Annotated in this window: 13 protein-coding genes; 8 read left to right on the plus strand and 5 right to left on the minus strand. The window is 65.2% G+C overall.

Annotation, left to right across the window (positions count from 1 at the left end):
- Positions 1-20: 20 nt before the first annotated feature.
- The 3 genes from HYG81_RS31420 (at position 21) to HYG81_RS31430 (ending at position 2,289) form a co-directional block, all read left to right on the plus strand.
- Positions 21-908 (plus strand): ATP-dependent ribose-1-phosphate kinase, encoded by an 888-nt coding sequence (locus tag HYG81_RS31420; RefSeq protein ID WP_180840132.1) that lies wholly within the window; start codon positions 21-23, stop codon positions 906-908.
- A 138-nt stretch (positions 909-1,046) separates the two neighbouring features.
- Positions 1,047-1,349 carry a HalOD1 output domain-containing protein gene (locus HYG81_RS31425; protein ID WP_180840134.1) on the plus strand — a complete coding sequence of 101 codons (303 nt, stop codon included), beginning with the start codon at positions 1,047-1,049 and terminating at the stop codon, positions 1,347-1,349.
- Between the two features lie 211 nt (positions 1,350-1,560).
- Positions 1,561-2,289: a guanosine phosphorylase gene (locus HYG81_RS31430; RefSeq protein WP_180840135.1), complete on the plus strand. Its 729-nt coding sequence runs from the start codon at positions 1,561-1,563 to the stop codon at positions 2,287-2,289.
- A gap of 21 nt (positions 2,290-2,310) precedes the next feature.
- Here HYG81_RS31430 and HYG81_RS31435 read toward each other — a convergent pair whose 3' ends face one another.
- Both HYG81_RS31435 and HYG81_RS31440 read right to left on the minus strand, forming a co-directional pair.
- Entirely contained in the window at positions 2,311-4,608 is a 2,298-nt protein-coding gene (locus tag HYG81_RS31435) for an amino acid permease (RefSeq protein ID WP_180840137.1), read from the minus strand.
- Positions 4,601-5,041 carry a universal stress protein gene (locus tag HYG81_RS31440; protein WP_180840139.1) on the minus strand — a complete coding sequence of 147 codons (441 nt, stop codon included), beginning with the start codon at positions 5,039-5,041 and terminating at the stop codon, positions 4,601-4,603. The genes HYG81_RS31435 and HYG81_RS31440 overlap by 8 nt, the downstream gene beginning before the upstream one ends.
- 263 nt (positions 5,042-5,304) lie before the next feature.
- On the opposite strand from HYG81_RS31440, the gene HYG81_RS31445 reads away from it, so the two are divergent.
- Entirely contained in the window at positions 5,305-6,066 is a 762-nt protein-coding gene (locus HYG81_RS31445) for an Lrp/AsnC family transcriptional regulator (protein WP_180840141.1), read from the plus strand.
- An 81-nt stretch (positions 6,067-6,147) separates the two neighbouring features.
- On the opposite strand, the gene HYG81_RS31450 is transcribed toward HYG81_RS31445, so the two are convergent.
- Entirely contained in the window at positions 6,148-6,963 is an 816-nt protein-coding gene (locus HYG81_RS31450) for an HNH endonuclease (protein WP_180840143.1), read from the minus strand.
- Between the two features lie 114 nt (positions 6,964-7,077).
- On the opposite strand from HYG81_RS31450, the gene HYG81_RS31455 reads away from it, so the two are divergent.
- Positions 7,078-7,734 (plus strand): amphi-Trp domain-containing protein, encoded by a 657-nt coding sequence (locus HYG81_RS31455; protein ID WP_180840145.1) that lies wholly within the window; start codon positions 7,078-7,080, stop codon positions 7,732-7,734.
- Between the two features lie 63 nt (positions 7,735-7,797).
- Here the strand turns inward: HYG81_RS31455 and HYG81_RS31460 are convergent, their stop codons facing one another.
- Positions 7,798-8,544 (minus strand): DUF547 domain-containing protein, encoded by a 747-nt coding sequence (locus HYG81_RS31460; RefSeq protein ID WP_180840146.1) that lies wholly within the window; start codon positions 8,542-8,544, stop codon positions 7,798-7,800.
- Positions 8,545-8,661: 117 nt separating this feature from the next.
- On the opposite strand from HYG81_RS31460, the gene HYG81_RS31465 reads away from it, so the two are divergent.
- Positions 8,662-9,681: an AI-2E family transporter gene (locus HYG81_RS31465; RefSeq protein ID WP_226777486.1), complete on the plus strand. Its 1,020-nt coding sequence runs from the start codon at positions 8,662-8,664 to the stop codon at positions 9,679-9,681.
- 62 nt (positions 9,682-9,743) lie between these two features.
- Here HYG81_RS31465 and HYG81_RS31470 read toward each other — a convergent pair whose 3' ends face one another.
- A complete protein-coding gene (locus HYG81_RS31470) occupies positions 9,744-10,271 on the minus strand; it encodes a winged helix-turn-helix transcriptional regulator (RefSeq protein ID WP_180840148.1) in 528 nt (175 codons plus the stop codon).
- 187 nt (positions 10,272-10,458) lie between these two features.
- Here HYG81_RS31470 and HYG81_RS31475 point away from each other — a divergent pair, with 187 nt between their 5' ends.
- The gene (locus tag HYG81_RS31475; protein WP_180843023.1) at positions 10,459-10,806 is read left to right on the plus strand and encodes a DUF7471 family protein; all 348 of its coding nucleotides are present in this window, start codon (positions 10,459-10,461) and stop codon (positions 10,804-10,806) included.
- Positions 10,807-10,885: 79 nt separating this feature from the next.
- Positions 10,886-12,139, plus strand: coding sequence for a tRNA (N(6)-L-threonylcarbamoyladenosine(37)-C(2))-methylthiotransferase (locus HYG81_RS31480; protein WP_180840149.1), 1,254 nt, complete (start codon positions 10,886-10,888; stop codon positions 12,137-12,139).
- Positions 12,140-12,187: the final 48 nt, after the last annotated feature.

Raw genomic sequence — 12,187 nt, forward strand, 5'->3', positions numbered from 1 at the left:
TCGTCTTCCACTACCATCGAATGGATCCGGTAACGGTGCTCGCGGCCGGCCACGTCAACTGGGACGTGACCCTTCGCGTCGACAGACTCCCCGAACCCGACGGCGAGGCCTCGATCCGCTCGCAACGCCAGTCCGGCGGCGGCAGCGCCGCCAACGTCGCCGCCGCACTCGCCGGCCTCGGCGTCGACGCCGGACTGATCGGCAGCGTCGGCGACGACGACAACGGTCTGCTCGCCCGCCGCGAACTCGAGAACGCGGGCGTCTCCATCGCGGGCGTACGGGTAGTCGAGGGGGCTGAAACGGCCGTCAAGTACCTGCTGGTCGACGACAGCGGTGAGGTCTCGATTCTCGGCAACGACGGCGTCAACGAGGCGGTCACGCCGGCCGATATCGAACCTGACCGGATTCGAGCGGCCGACCACGTCCACCTCACGGGGCAACGGCCCGACACGGCCGCTGCGATCGCGCAGGTCGCGAGCGACGCCGGGGTCACCGTCAGTTTCGATCCCGGCCGCCGGTTCGCCGACCGGGAGTACGGTGAGACGCTGGCGCTGGCCGACATCGTCTTCGTCACTGACCGGGAGGCCACGGTGCTGCTCGAGACCGAGTCGGCGGACGTGGCAGTCGAGGACCGGATCGTTGTCATCACCTGCGGCGCCGACGGGGCGGAAGCGTACACGCCGGACGGCTCCGCCGCTCACCCCGGATTCGACGTCGACCCCGTCGACACGGCCGGTGCCGGCGACGCCTTCGCCGCGGGGTTTCTCGCGACGTGGCTCGCGGAGCGCAATATCGACCGCGCGCTCGCGTACGGGAACGCCTGCGGCGCGCTGACCGCGAGTCGAGACGGTGCGCGGAGTGCGCCGACAGCCGGGGCGGTCGAGGACGTTCTCTCGCGACGATCGTGACCGCGGTTTTCGCCCCGTTCGCCGGCCGCCGCCCGTCATCGCAGCCGTTCGATTCTCACGGGGTGCTGTCTGACGGTAGCTATATGGGTTGCGGCGTTGGCCACTTCAGTAACAGTCACGAGATCGTGACTGAGAGACATGACGGAAGGAAGGGTTAACGAGTCTGATGGATGCAGCCTCGGTCGGCGCATCCAGTACGAGCGAGACGCGAACGAATCGCCGAGTATCGCCGCTGCGATGGCACTGGCCCAGTATTACGGTGACGACGCCACTGCGGCCAGTACGCAGCTGTACGACTATATCGATCCGGACGCACTGGACAGTCTCTTCGCCGAGACGAACCGCGGTGACGCGCGCTCGAGGGGAACTGTCGAGTTCGAGATCGACGACGCGGTGGTCACGGTCAGACCCGAGCGCGTCGACGTTCGTCCGGCCGGCTGATACGGATTGCTGTAACGGTTTACCGGTGCAACCGCAGGACGGTCGCGGTTGCGCCGAAAGCGACTTACAGCAGTCCGTATGAGCGACGAGCGACCGGGTACCGACGGTCGGGCCACGGGAAATGGGTGGCGTCGGGGATCGCCGCGACGAGTCGGCCGCTCCTCGACCCTTCCTCGAACCTTTTTTCTCACCTCCCGCGGAACCCGACGGTATGACGACCCAGCCACACCTGCTGGTCGACGACGGAGACCTGACGGACATCGCGCTCATCCCGGGCGATCCGGGACGAGTCGATCGCATCGCCGACCACTGTGACGAGTCGGAGACGATCGCCCAGAATCGGGAGTACAAGGTCGTCAACGCCACCTACGAGGGTCGGGAGTTGACTATCTGCTCGACGGGAATCGGCTGCCCCTCCGCCGCCATCGCCATCGAAGAAATGGCGAACGTCGGCGTCGAAACGTTCCTCCGCGTCGGAACGACCGGCGCGCTCCAGTCGGAGATCGAGATCGGCGACATGATCGTCGCGACCGGCGCGGCGAAAAACGAGGGAACGAGCAAGCGATACGAGGCCGTCGAGTACCCCGCAGTGGCGGATTACGACGCACTATCGGCGCTGGTCGATTCGGCTGAGGCGAATAATGAAGACGTCCACGTCGGTCCCATCGCCTCCGACGACGCCTACTACGCCGAGACCGACGACGCCGTCGACGACTGGGAGGCCGCCAACCTGCTGTCCGTCGAGATGGAGGCCGCCGCCGTCTTCTCGCTGGCCCGCCGCAAGGGGCTTCGCGCCGGCGCGATCTGTACCGTCGACGGGAACCTCGTCGAGGGCACCCAGAAAGGAACCGACACCGAGGACGACGAACTACCGGACAAGGCCAAGAACAACGTCGGGCGCGCGATCGACATCGCGCTCGAGGCCACGACCAAGCTGTAACAGCCTCGAGCCAGCCGACTTTCACTCTTCCGAGCGACCGAACAGCCGTTCGCGGAGCGACCGCTTCGTCGGCCGCTCGGCGAGCAACACGGAACACTCGAGGTCGTCGACGACGTCGAAGACGAGCGAGCCGCGGACGAGTCGGGAGAGCAGACCGCGTTCCGTCGCACCGATGATCACGAGCGTTTCGTCTGCGGCCTCGCGGCCGATCGCGCTCTCGACGTCGCCGGAGGCGTCGACCGTCAGTACGGCGTCTCCGATATCGTGGTCGGCCGCCCACTCCGTCAGGAATGCTTCGCCAGCCTCGCGCTCGCTCTCGTCGTCGACGACGTGGAGGAGGTCGATCGAGGCCCCGGTCGTCGAGCGCAGCGTTCTCGCGATCTCCGCACTGAGTTCGGAGTCCGGACCGCCGGCGGTCGGCAGGAGGATTCGGCTGGGATCGTAGCCCCGGTCTTTCAGTACGAGGAAGTCACACGGGAGCTCGTAGGCGAGTTCGTCGAGCGGCTGTTCGGCGCGTCCCATCGCCCACGGCCGGTCCGCACCCCATCCCATCACGACCTGATCGGCGTCGTACTGGCGAGCGGCGTCGAACACCTCCTCGAACGAGCGATGGGAGACGATCGTCGTCGTCTCGATCGTCGCACCCCGCTCTTCGGCGTGTTCGCGTGCTCGCTCGAGCAGTTTCTCGGATTCGGCGTCGATCCGATCGATCTGTTCGGCGCCGCGATCCAGCGGCGTCTGGTCGGGCACCTGGACGATGTGGACCGCGTGGACCACGCCGTCGCGTTCGGCGGCGAGCGAGCTGGCGAGCGAGATGAGCTGTCGTTCGGTCCGGGGGTTCGACAGCGGCACCAGCACGCGGTATTCGTCTGCCGCGTCGGGACTGGCCGCAGTGGCCGCCGAGACCGCCACGTCGGGCATCGCCTCGGACCGGTCGAGGACGTACTGGCCGAGGACGCCCTGTCGGGGCGTCTTCGAACGCGCGTACAACGTGTACCACAGCACCGCGACGGCGACGAAGGCGAGACTCAACCCGATCTCGATCGGATCCATGAAGCCGATGAGCCCGAAGGAAAGTACCGCACCGAGGATCGGCGTCACCGGGTAAAACGGTACCCGGAAGTCCGGCTCGTACTCGGGTACGTCGGCCTGCCGGAACGCGATCAACGCGATGTTCATCAGTCCGTAGACGAGCAGATGGAGCACGCTCGCGGCCTTGGCCAGGATCTCGAGGTCCTGTCCGAGCGCCACGATGAACACGATGATGACGCTGCCGGTCAGCAGGATCGACCGATACGGCGTCGCATACTGGGAGTGGATCTCGTTGAGTTTGTCCGTGACGATCTTGTCTCGTCCCATCGCGAAGTTGATGCGAGCCGACGAGAGGATCGACGCGTTAGCACTCGAGGCCGTCGCCAGCATCGCCGCCAGCGAGATCAGGGTGACGCCGACCGCGTCGAGGAGGGGAATCCCGGCGAACGTGATTTCGGAGACCTGCGAGACGGGGACGCTGTCGTCGAGCGAGTGCCAGGGGACGATGCCGACCATCGTGGCGACGAGAACGGCGTAGATCATCGTCACGACGGCGACGCTGCCGATGACCGCGATCGGGAGGTTCCGGCCGGGATTCTTCAGTTCCTCCGCGACGGTCGCGATCTTCGCGTAGCCGAGAAAGGAGACGAAGACGAGGGCGGTCCCGGGCAGAATCGCGCCGTAGCCCGCGTCGGTCGGCGCGAGGCCGTCGGCGGTCAGCGTCGTCCAGTCGAAGTGCAGGAAGCCTGTCGCAGCGAACACGGTGAGAATGCCGAGCAGAACCGTGACGATCACCGTCTGGACGCCGCCGGTCTCTTTCGCGCCGATGTAGTTGATGCCGACGAACAGCAGGCCGGCGAGCAGGGCACCCAGCTGGATGTCCGACAGCGCGAAGCGGCCGAGCTCGAGCGTCGGTAGCGCGAGCACCGTGCCGGCCAGTAACTCGGTGAGATAGCCGCCGAAGCCGATACAGTAAAACGCCGAGGCGAACGCCAGTCCCATCCAGTCGCCCATTCCGGAGATCGAGCCGAACAGGGGCCCGAGTCCGCGATTGATGTAGTAGTAGCCGCCGCCGGCTTTCGGCATCGCCGTCCCGAGTTCGCTCACTGCCAGCGCGTTGACCATCGCGATCGCGCCGCCGATCACGAACGAGACGACGACGACGGGGCCGGCTTCCTGTGCCGCGACGCCGGGCAGGACGAAGATCCCCGCACCGATCATCGTCCCCATCCCGATCGCGAGCGCGGAGAGGAGTCCGAGGTCCTTGGCGAGTTCGTCGTCACTCATGGCTCTCCGTCCGTGGAAGGACCACCAGCGGCCGATCGGTGTTGGCGAGGAGTTTCTGTGCGACATCGCCGGTAAGCAGCTTTATCCATCGACTCGCTCCGCGAGGAGTGAAGACGATCGACGTCGCGTCGAGCCGTTGCGCTCGCTCTAGAATCGCCTCCGCGACGTCGGTTCCGTACAGAATTTCGGTCTCGAGGATAACGTCTTCGTCGGCCAGTTCCGTTTCGACGCGTTCGAAGATTCGTTCGGCCCGTTCTTTGCGCTGTTCGACGCCGGCTTTGTCGGGAGCACCGCCGGCTTTCTCGATCACGTGGACGACATGAAGGGTCGGTCGTCCGTCGTAAATCTCTCGCAAAATCGCCCGACACGTCTCCTCGGCATCTCCCTCGCTCGCGATCGGGACGAGAACCGTCTCGAAGAGAGAGCTAGCCATCGGTTCGACCTCCCTGCCGACCGATCCCGGACTGTCTCGTTTCGTGGCGCAACGGGATACGGTCCGCAATCGAGGATCCTCGCTCGATCGGATACTCGGTCATCAGTCCCTCTGTTTTCCCGTTAGGAGTATAAATCTCCCGATAGAATTGATGATTACTTATTTTACCACCCGATATATTACTGATAGCTGAAAAAAGAACGATAGCTGATACGATGGACAAAGTAGATTAGCATATGGTGGGGGGGATGTTACAACGGAGTATGGATACTCGGCTCGACGAAATCGATCGTCGAATCATTCACGCGTTAATGGACGACGCCCGGACGATCTCGGCACCAACGATCGCGGAGGAACTGAACGTTTCTCCCGGAACGATCCGAAATCGCATCGCTCAACTCGAGGAAAACGGCGTGATTACCGGCTATCACGCGAGCATCGATTTCGAGCGGGCGGAGGGACATCTCACGAATCTCTTCATGTGTAACGCTCCCGTCTCCGAGCGCGAATCGGTGGCCCAGCGGGCGCAGATAATTCCCGGTGTGATCAACATTCGGGAGTTGCTGACCGGCCGCCGGAACCTCCACGTGCTCGCAGTCGGGAACGACACGGAGGACCTGCGTCGGATAGCCCGGTCGCTCTCCGATCTCGGAATCGAAATCGAGGACGAAGTGCTCGTCCAGAACGAAACGTCGCAGGCGTACGCACCGTTTGGCCCAACGACCGAAACGCGAGAGGCGCTGCTCACGGATTTCGTTAGTCTTTCGGGTGACGCCGAGGTCGCCGAGGTGACGGTCGATCGAGACGCCACGATCGCCGGCATGAGTCTCCAGGAAGCCGCTCGCCGTGAAACGTTCACCGACGATACGCTCGTCATCGCGATCGAACGGGACGACACCGTCCTGACGCCCCACGGTGACACGAAGATTCAACCGGACGACATCGTCACGGTCTTCTCACGCAACGGTGTGACCGACGACACGATCGCGACCTTCCGTTCGAGGGAGGCCGCCGGTTCCGAATGATGGCGTGACGAGGGTTTTCCTTACTCAGCCCGTCTCGAACGCTGCTGTCGAGCGGCTGTTGATCGCGTTCGATCGTGTTTCTCACTGCGACGCCGTGAGTTGCTCCGCGAGCGCCATCGTCCGATCGGTGAGCGCTTCGGTCGTCTCGGTGGCTCCCTGGAGCGTCTCGTTGGTCGTGGCGAACAGTCGGTCGAACGCGAGCGTCCCGTCCTCGCCCTGCCAGTCGCTCGTCTCGCGGACGGCGAGTCCGCAGGTCGCACACGTCGCGTCCGCGCTCGCTCGAACCTCATCGAAACAGCCCTGACACCGGCCGAGCCCCGTCGCGACCGTCTCTCCGAGCGCGACGACCTTGCGGAGCGTCGACTGCAGGGCCGTCGCCGTCTCGGCGAAGGCCTCGAGCGACGCCCGAACCTCGGGGTCGACGGTCGATCGGAGGGCGGCGAGTCGCTCGAGGCGGGCGTCGACGATCGCGAGCGCGAGCAGCACGTCGAGCCGGGCGCGGCGGTACTCCAGGACGGACTCGTCGATGCCGACGTCGGTCTCCTCGTCCAGCGCGGACTCGAGGGCCGCGGGCAGCGACGTCGCCAACGACGCGAACGCGGCGACGTCCGAGATGGTCGCGCCCTGGAAGCCGGTGGTCTCGCGGACGAGTCGAAACAGCGCTTCGGTCTCGACGGCGTCCGTCGAGGGCTCGGACTCGAGCGGGGCGAAACAGTCGTCACAGACGGTGACGAGCGCGCTTTCGTGAACTTCGCCCTCGAGCGGCACGTCACCAACGGGGGCGGTCCGGAGCGTGGCCGGTCCGTCGTCGCCGCCGACGGCGTCGCAGTGTCGACACGTGTACGCGTCGCGGTCGAATACGGCACTCCGGTCGGCGCGCCAGTCGCGTGCAGTCACGAGCGAGCGAAGACAGCGCGGCGACAAAAACGCTCCGGCGGGGGATGCGACGGACGGCCCGATACGATGCGTTGCAGCACGAAACACTAACCCGCCGTCTCACGTATCGCCTGTATGGCCGACTCACCGGACGACACGGACCGATCGGACGAATCGGAGACGGACGACGCGGACGAGTTCGAACTCGAGCGTGCGTACGACCGCGCGGACCTCGCCGCCGTGTTCCGCGAGTTCGCGACCGCCTTCGAGTCGGGGCGCTCGCTCCGGCTGGACGGCGACGAGCGGAGCGTCGAAATCGAGGTCCCGGAGCGCGTCGTCGCCGAGTTCGAGGCCGAACGCGAACTCGACGCGGAGCCGCCGGTCGGCGAACTGGAACTTGAACTCGAGTGGGACGACCCCGAGGGCTCGAGCATTCGAGTGACCGATCACGAGGCCGACGAGACCGCCGAGCACCACGAGCAGTCTGCGACTGCGGACGTCGATCCGGCGACGGCGGTGATGCCCCTCGAGGGAGTCGCCGACCGCGACGAGGGTGCTTCGGCGGACGGCGTCGCCGAGTCGGAGACAGCGGAGACGAGCGGCTCCGAGCGGACCAGTCGCTTCGAGGTCTACGAAGACAAGGCGGGCCAGTGGCGCTGGCGGCTCGTCCACTGGAACGGCAACATCGTGGCCGACAGCGGTGAAGGGTACTCGTCGCGATCGAACGCCGAACGGGCGGCTCGGAGCGTCATGCGCAGCGCTCCGTCCGCCTCCATCCAGCGGCGTGACTGAGACGGAGACAGTCGATCCAGCAATTGCCAGACGACGGAAATCGGTCGACTTGGGGATCGTGGACTATCGCTGAATGTCGTCGCCGTCGCCGTCTATATCGACGTCGAGATCCGCTGACCAGTCGATGCGCTCGTACTTGAGCGACGGCCCGGCGTCGGTCGGGATCGCGTTGTACTCTCGGAGGAACGCGACGATGCCGCTCGTTCCCCCGAAGTCGCCGCGGTACTGGCGGAAGAGCCGCGGAACCGTCGCAGTGCCGTCCTCGGGATCGTAGGTGACGTTTTCCTCGAGGAACCACTCGATGGCGATGTCCAGTTCCTCGTCGACGTCTCGCGGTGAGTAGACCGCAATCGGGGGGCAGTGGTCGTCGCCGTGACTCAGCGCGAAGTGGATCCGCGGATCGCACTCCGCGAGCCGGAACTGGCGCTCGAACGCCGTGGGAAACGGCCGCGGGAGGTAGCCGAGGCCCCACGGCAGTTTCGAACTCCGGAGCAGCCCGTGTTCGATATCGTTGAGACTCAGCCAGACCCCGCTGACGGGGACCTGATCGCGGGCGAAGAACTTCCACTGATCGAGCAGTCCGCCCTCGAACAGGTCGTCGGCCGCTTCCTCCTCCAAGAGTAGCTGTGCGTACGCGTTGTAACAGTTGAGCCAGAAGGCGAGTTTCCCCTCGCGATTGGACAGGGCCCGTTCCAGCCGCGACCGCTCGAGCGTCGCGAGGCGCTCCCGAAACGGGTCAGCATCGCCCTCCGTTTTGACCGTATAGAGGAGATCGGCCGAGAGCGAAAGGGGATCGAGCTGAGTCGACATTCGTGGTAACGTTCACCAACCAGGCCCTTGAAGCCGTGTGGCGGCTCTATACGACAGTCCTGACTGGAGATACGTTCAAGCCGTGGTTTTATTTCCCTAATCGCCGAAATAATGGCTGTGAATCTCAGCAAGGGATTTCTCCTGGTCCTGGTCGTACTCTTCGCGTATCTCTCACTGATGCTCGCGTCGCCGTTCCTCCAGTACATTCTCGGGGCCATTCTCGTCGCATACCTCCTCTTCCCCGTCCAGAAACGACTCGAGCAGCGGGTCTCACCGCCGATCGCCGCGTTCACGCTCGTCGTGCTGGCGGTCGCGGTCGTCATCGTCCCGCTCATCGGTATTGTCGCGGTGGTCGCCAGCGATGCCCGGCGGCTCATCGAAAACGTCAATGCCGAATCGTTCCAGACGGCCGAACTCGAGCGAATCATCGAGGAACAAACGGGCATGAGCGTCGATATAACGTCCACGCTGGCCGATTCCGCACAGGGGATCGGCGGAATAGCCCTCGAGCAGTCGACCGCATGGTTCAGCGCGCTGACGCACTCCCTCGTCGGGCTCGGACTCGCGATCTTCCTGCTCTACTATCTCCTCAAGGACGGAAGCGAGCTGCTGGCCTGGATCCGGAAGATGACGCCATTGCCGGACGACGCACAGGACGACTTCTACCAGGAACTGGACGCGGTGATGTGGGCCGTCCTCGCGGGTCACGTCCTGATCGCGATCATTCAGGGCGGTATCGCCGGACTGGGACTGTTCGCGACCGGGGTGCCAAACGCGGCGTTCTGGACAGTCGTCATGATCATCCTCTCGTTGATCCCGCTGATCGGTTCGTTCATGGTGTGGGGGCCGGCCGTGCTCTACCTCTTCCTGACGGATGAACCACTCCTCGCAGCGGCGCTCTTTGCGTACAGTATGATCGTCGTCGGCCTCTCCGACGACTATCTCCGGCCGATCCTCGTCGACCGCTACGCCGATCTCAACCCCGCCGTCATCATCCTCGGCGTCCTCGGCGGCGTCTACGCGTTCGGCGTCATGGGGCTGTTCTACGGCCCCGTCGTCCTCGGTGCGTTGATCGCGACGCTAGACGTGATGAAAGATCACTACAACGGGCTCGAGGATATCTCCGGAATGCAGTGAGCGGTCCCGGAACGAACACCCGAATCAGTGGACGGCCGTGCCCCGCTCGAGTTCGATTACTATTACTGGGTCTCGCGCGTTCCCGCGAGCAATTCGTCGACGAGCCGCGTGAACCGATCGACGAGCCGATCGGGAACCGTCGGCGTCACCGTCGTCAACAGCCGGCCGGTCGCGTCGGGGTTCGCGAGCGCGAGGACGACGCGGTTTCGCTCGTCGTATCGTTTGTCGACGATTTCGTGCTCGACCAGCCGATCGAGGTGGTACTCGAGCGTGCTGCGGGCGATGCCGAGGGTTTCGGCAACGTCGCCGGGTGCGGCAGGTTCGTGCTCGATCAGGTGGATGACGATCTCGCGGGCGGTTTCCCGGCGGAACAGCGCCAGCGCGGCCCGTTCCCACGCGTCGTACGCGGGCGGGTAGTAGTGAGTTCGGCCGTACCACTCCTCGCGGACGAGCCGGTCGTCCTCGAGCAGTCGACGGATGTGATACTGGACCTGCCCTGGCGCGAACGCGGACTCCCTGACGAGTTCGTTGAAGTGGACGCCGGCGTTCGCGCGGACGTGGGCGTGAATCCGTTGTCGGGTGTCGGTCATCTGTGGCTGTGACTCCCCCGTAGTGGGTGGTATCGTCGCCTAGCGCTACGGTCCATATAACGGGTTCCCCGCGTTCCCAGTCCTCGAGAACCGTCGATCGGGGCTCGAGAGCCAATCGCTCGAGCGACCGGCACGGACGTATCGAAGCGAATAGGTGGCCGTCCGCCCGAGTACGGGTATCGATCGCATGGTGCTCGCAATGTCGTTCGCCGACGAGTGGCTCGATCCGCAGCTCGCACCCGTTCTCGTCGCCATCATCGTCCTCGCGGTGGTCGGCACGACGGCGCTTTTCGCCGTCGGCCTCGTCGCGTATTCTCGGCGCCGGACGACCCGGTATTCCCTGATAACCGTCGTGCTGGGCGTGCTGGTCGTCCGGTCGGTGACCGGACTCGGAACCGTCCTCGGACTCGTTCCGATGACGGTCCACCACCTCGTCGAGCACGGCTTCGACTTCCTCATCGCGGTGTTGGTCCTCTACGCCGTCTACCGGAGCGGGCCGACGAGCGAGACCGTTTCTCGAGAACCCGACGATTGAGGGGGCGTTCGCCGCGGCCGCGAGCGCCGCGGATCCGTCGGGCTTTTGGCGTCCCGCGCCCGACGATGTGACGAGACGGATGGCCCGGTATCACATCGAAACGTACGGTTGTACGTCGAACCGCGGGGAGAGTCGCGAGATCGAGCGACGGCTCCGCGACGCGGGCCATCATCAGGTCGACGGTCCCGACGAGGCCGACGTCGCCATCCTCAACACCTGCACCGTCGTCGAGAAGACCGAGCGCAACATGCTCCGGCGGGCCGAGGAACTGGCCGACGAGACGGCTGACCTCTTCATCACGGGCTGTATGGCGCTCGCGCAGGGCGAGGAGTTCGCCCAGGCGGACGTCGACGGACAGGTCCTCCATTGGGACGAGGTTCCCGAGGCCGTCACCAACGGCGAGTGTCCGACGACAACCCCCGACGCGGAACCCATCCTCGACGGCGTCGTCGGCGTCCTCCCCATCGCGCGGGGCTGTATGTCCGACTGCTCGTACTGTATCACCAAGCAGGCCACCGGCAAGATCGACTCGCCGCCGATCGAGGAAAACGTCGCGAAGGCCCGCGCGCTGATCCACGCCGGCGCGAAGGAGATCAGGATTACGGGCCAGGACACCGGCGTCTACGGCTGGGACGAAGGCGAGCGCAAGCTTCACCGGCTGCTCGAGGAAATCTGCGAGATCGAGGGCGACTTCCGCGTCCGCGTGGGGATGGCGAACCCCAAGGGCGTCCACGGCATCCGCGAGGAGTTGGCCGACGTCTTCGCCGCACACGAGGAACTGTACGACTTCCTGCACGCCCCTGTTCAGTCGGGAAGCGACGACGTGCTGGGGGACATGCGACGCCAGCACCAGGTCGAGGAGTACCTCGAGGTCATCGAGACCTTCGACGAGGCCCTCGACTACTGGACGCTGTCGACGGACTTCATCGTCGGCTACCCCACCGAAACCGACCACGACCACGCGCAGTCGATGGCCCTCCTCCGCGAGACTCGCCCGGAGAAGATCAACGTCACCCGCTTCTCGAAGCGGCCGGGCACCGACGCCGCCGAGCTGAAGGGCCTCGGCGGCACGATCAAGAAGGAACGCTCGAAGGAGATGAGCGCGGTCAAGCGCGACATCGTCGCCGACGCCTACGAGGAGATGGTCGGCGAGACCCGCGAGGACGTCCTCGTCGTCGAGCAGGGCACCGCCGACTCCGTGAAGTGCCGCGACTCGGCCTACCGCCAGATCATCGTCCAGCACGCGAGCGACTACGGCCTCGAGCCCGGCGATTTCGTCGATCTCGAGGTGACGGCCCACGAGACGATGTACGCGTTCGGCAAGCCGGTATAGCGCGACGATAGCGGTCGTCGGCGCTCTCGCTACCCGCTCACAACCGGT

This window comes from Natrinema zhouii (assembly GCF_013456555.2).
Lineage (GTDB): Archaea > Halobacteriota > Halobacteria > Halobacteriales > Natrialbaceae > Natrinema > Natrinema zhouii.

Bases quoted from the DNA above. Each gene is read 5' to 3' on its own strand.
- HYG81_RS31455 (WP_180840145.1), top strand. From the start codon at position 7,078: ATGGCCGACTCACCGGACGACACGGACCGATCGGACGAATCGGAGACG.
- HYG81_RS31430 (WP_180840135.1), top strand. From the start codon at position 1,561: ATGACGACCCAGCCACACCTGCTGGTCGACGACGGAGACCTGACGGAC.
- HYG81_RS31480 (WP_180840149.1), top strand. From the start codon at position 10,886: ATGGCCCGGTATCACATCGAAACGTACGGTTGTACGTCGAACCGCGGG.
- HYG81_RS31475 (WP_180843023.1), top strand. From the start codon at position 10,459: ATGGTGCTCGCAATGTCGTTCGCCGACGAGTGGCTCGATCCGCAGCTC.
- HYG81_RS31445 (WP_180840141.1), top strand. From the start codon at position 5,305: ATGGATACTCGGCTCGACGAAATCGATCGTCGAATCATTCACGCGTTA.
- HYG81_RS31420 (WP_180840132.1), top strand. From the start codon at position 21: ATGGATCCGGTAACGGTGCTCGCGGCCGGCCACGTCAACTGGGACGTG.
- HYG81_RS31470 (WP_180840148.1), bottom strand. From the start codon at position 10,271: ATGACCGACACCCGACAACGGATTCACGCCCACGTCCGCGCGAACGCC.
- HYG81_RS31425 (WP_180840134.1), top strand. From the start codon at position 1,047: ATGACGGAAGGAAGGGTTAACGAGTCTGATGGATGCAGCCTCGGTCGG.
- HYG81_RS31435 (WP_180840137.1), bottom strand. From the start codon at position 4,608: ATGAGTGACGACGAACTCGCCAAGGACCTCGGACTCCTCTCCGCGCTC.
- HYG81_RS31460 (WP_180840146.1), bottom strand. From the start codon at position 8,544: ATGTCGACTCAGCTCGATCCCCTTTCGCTCTCGGCCGATCTCCTCTAT.
- HYG81_RS31440 (WP_180840139.1), bottom strand. From the start codon at position 5,041: ATGGCTAGCTCTCTCTTCGAGACGGTTCTCGTCCCGATCGCGAGCGAG.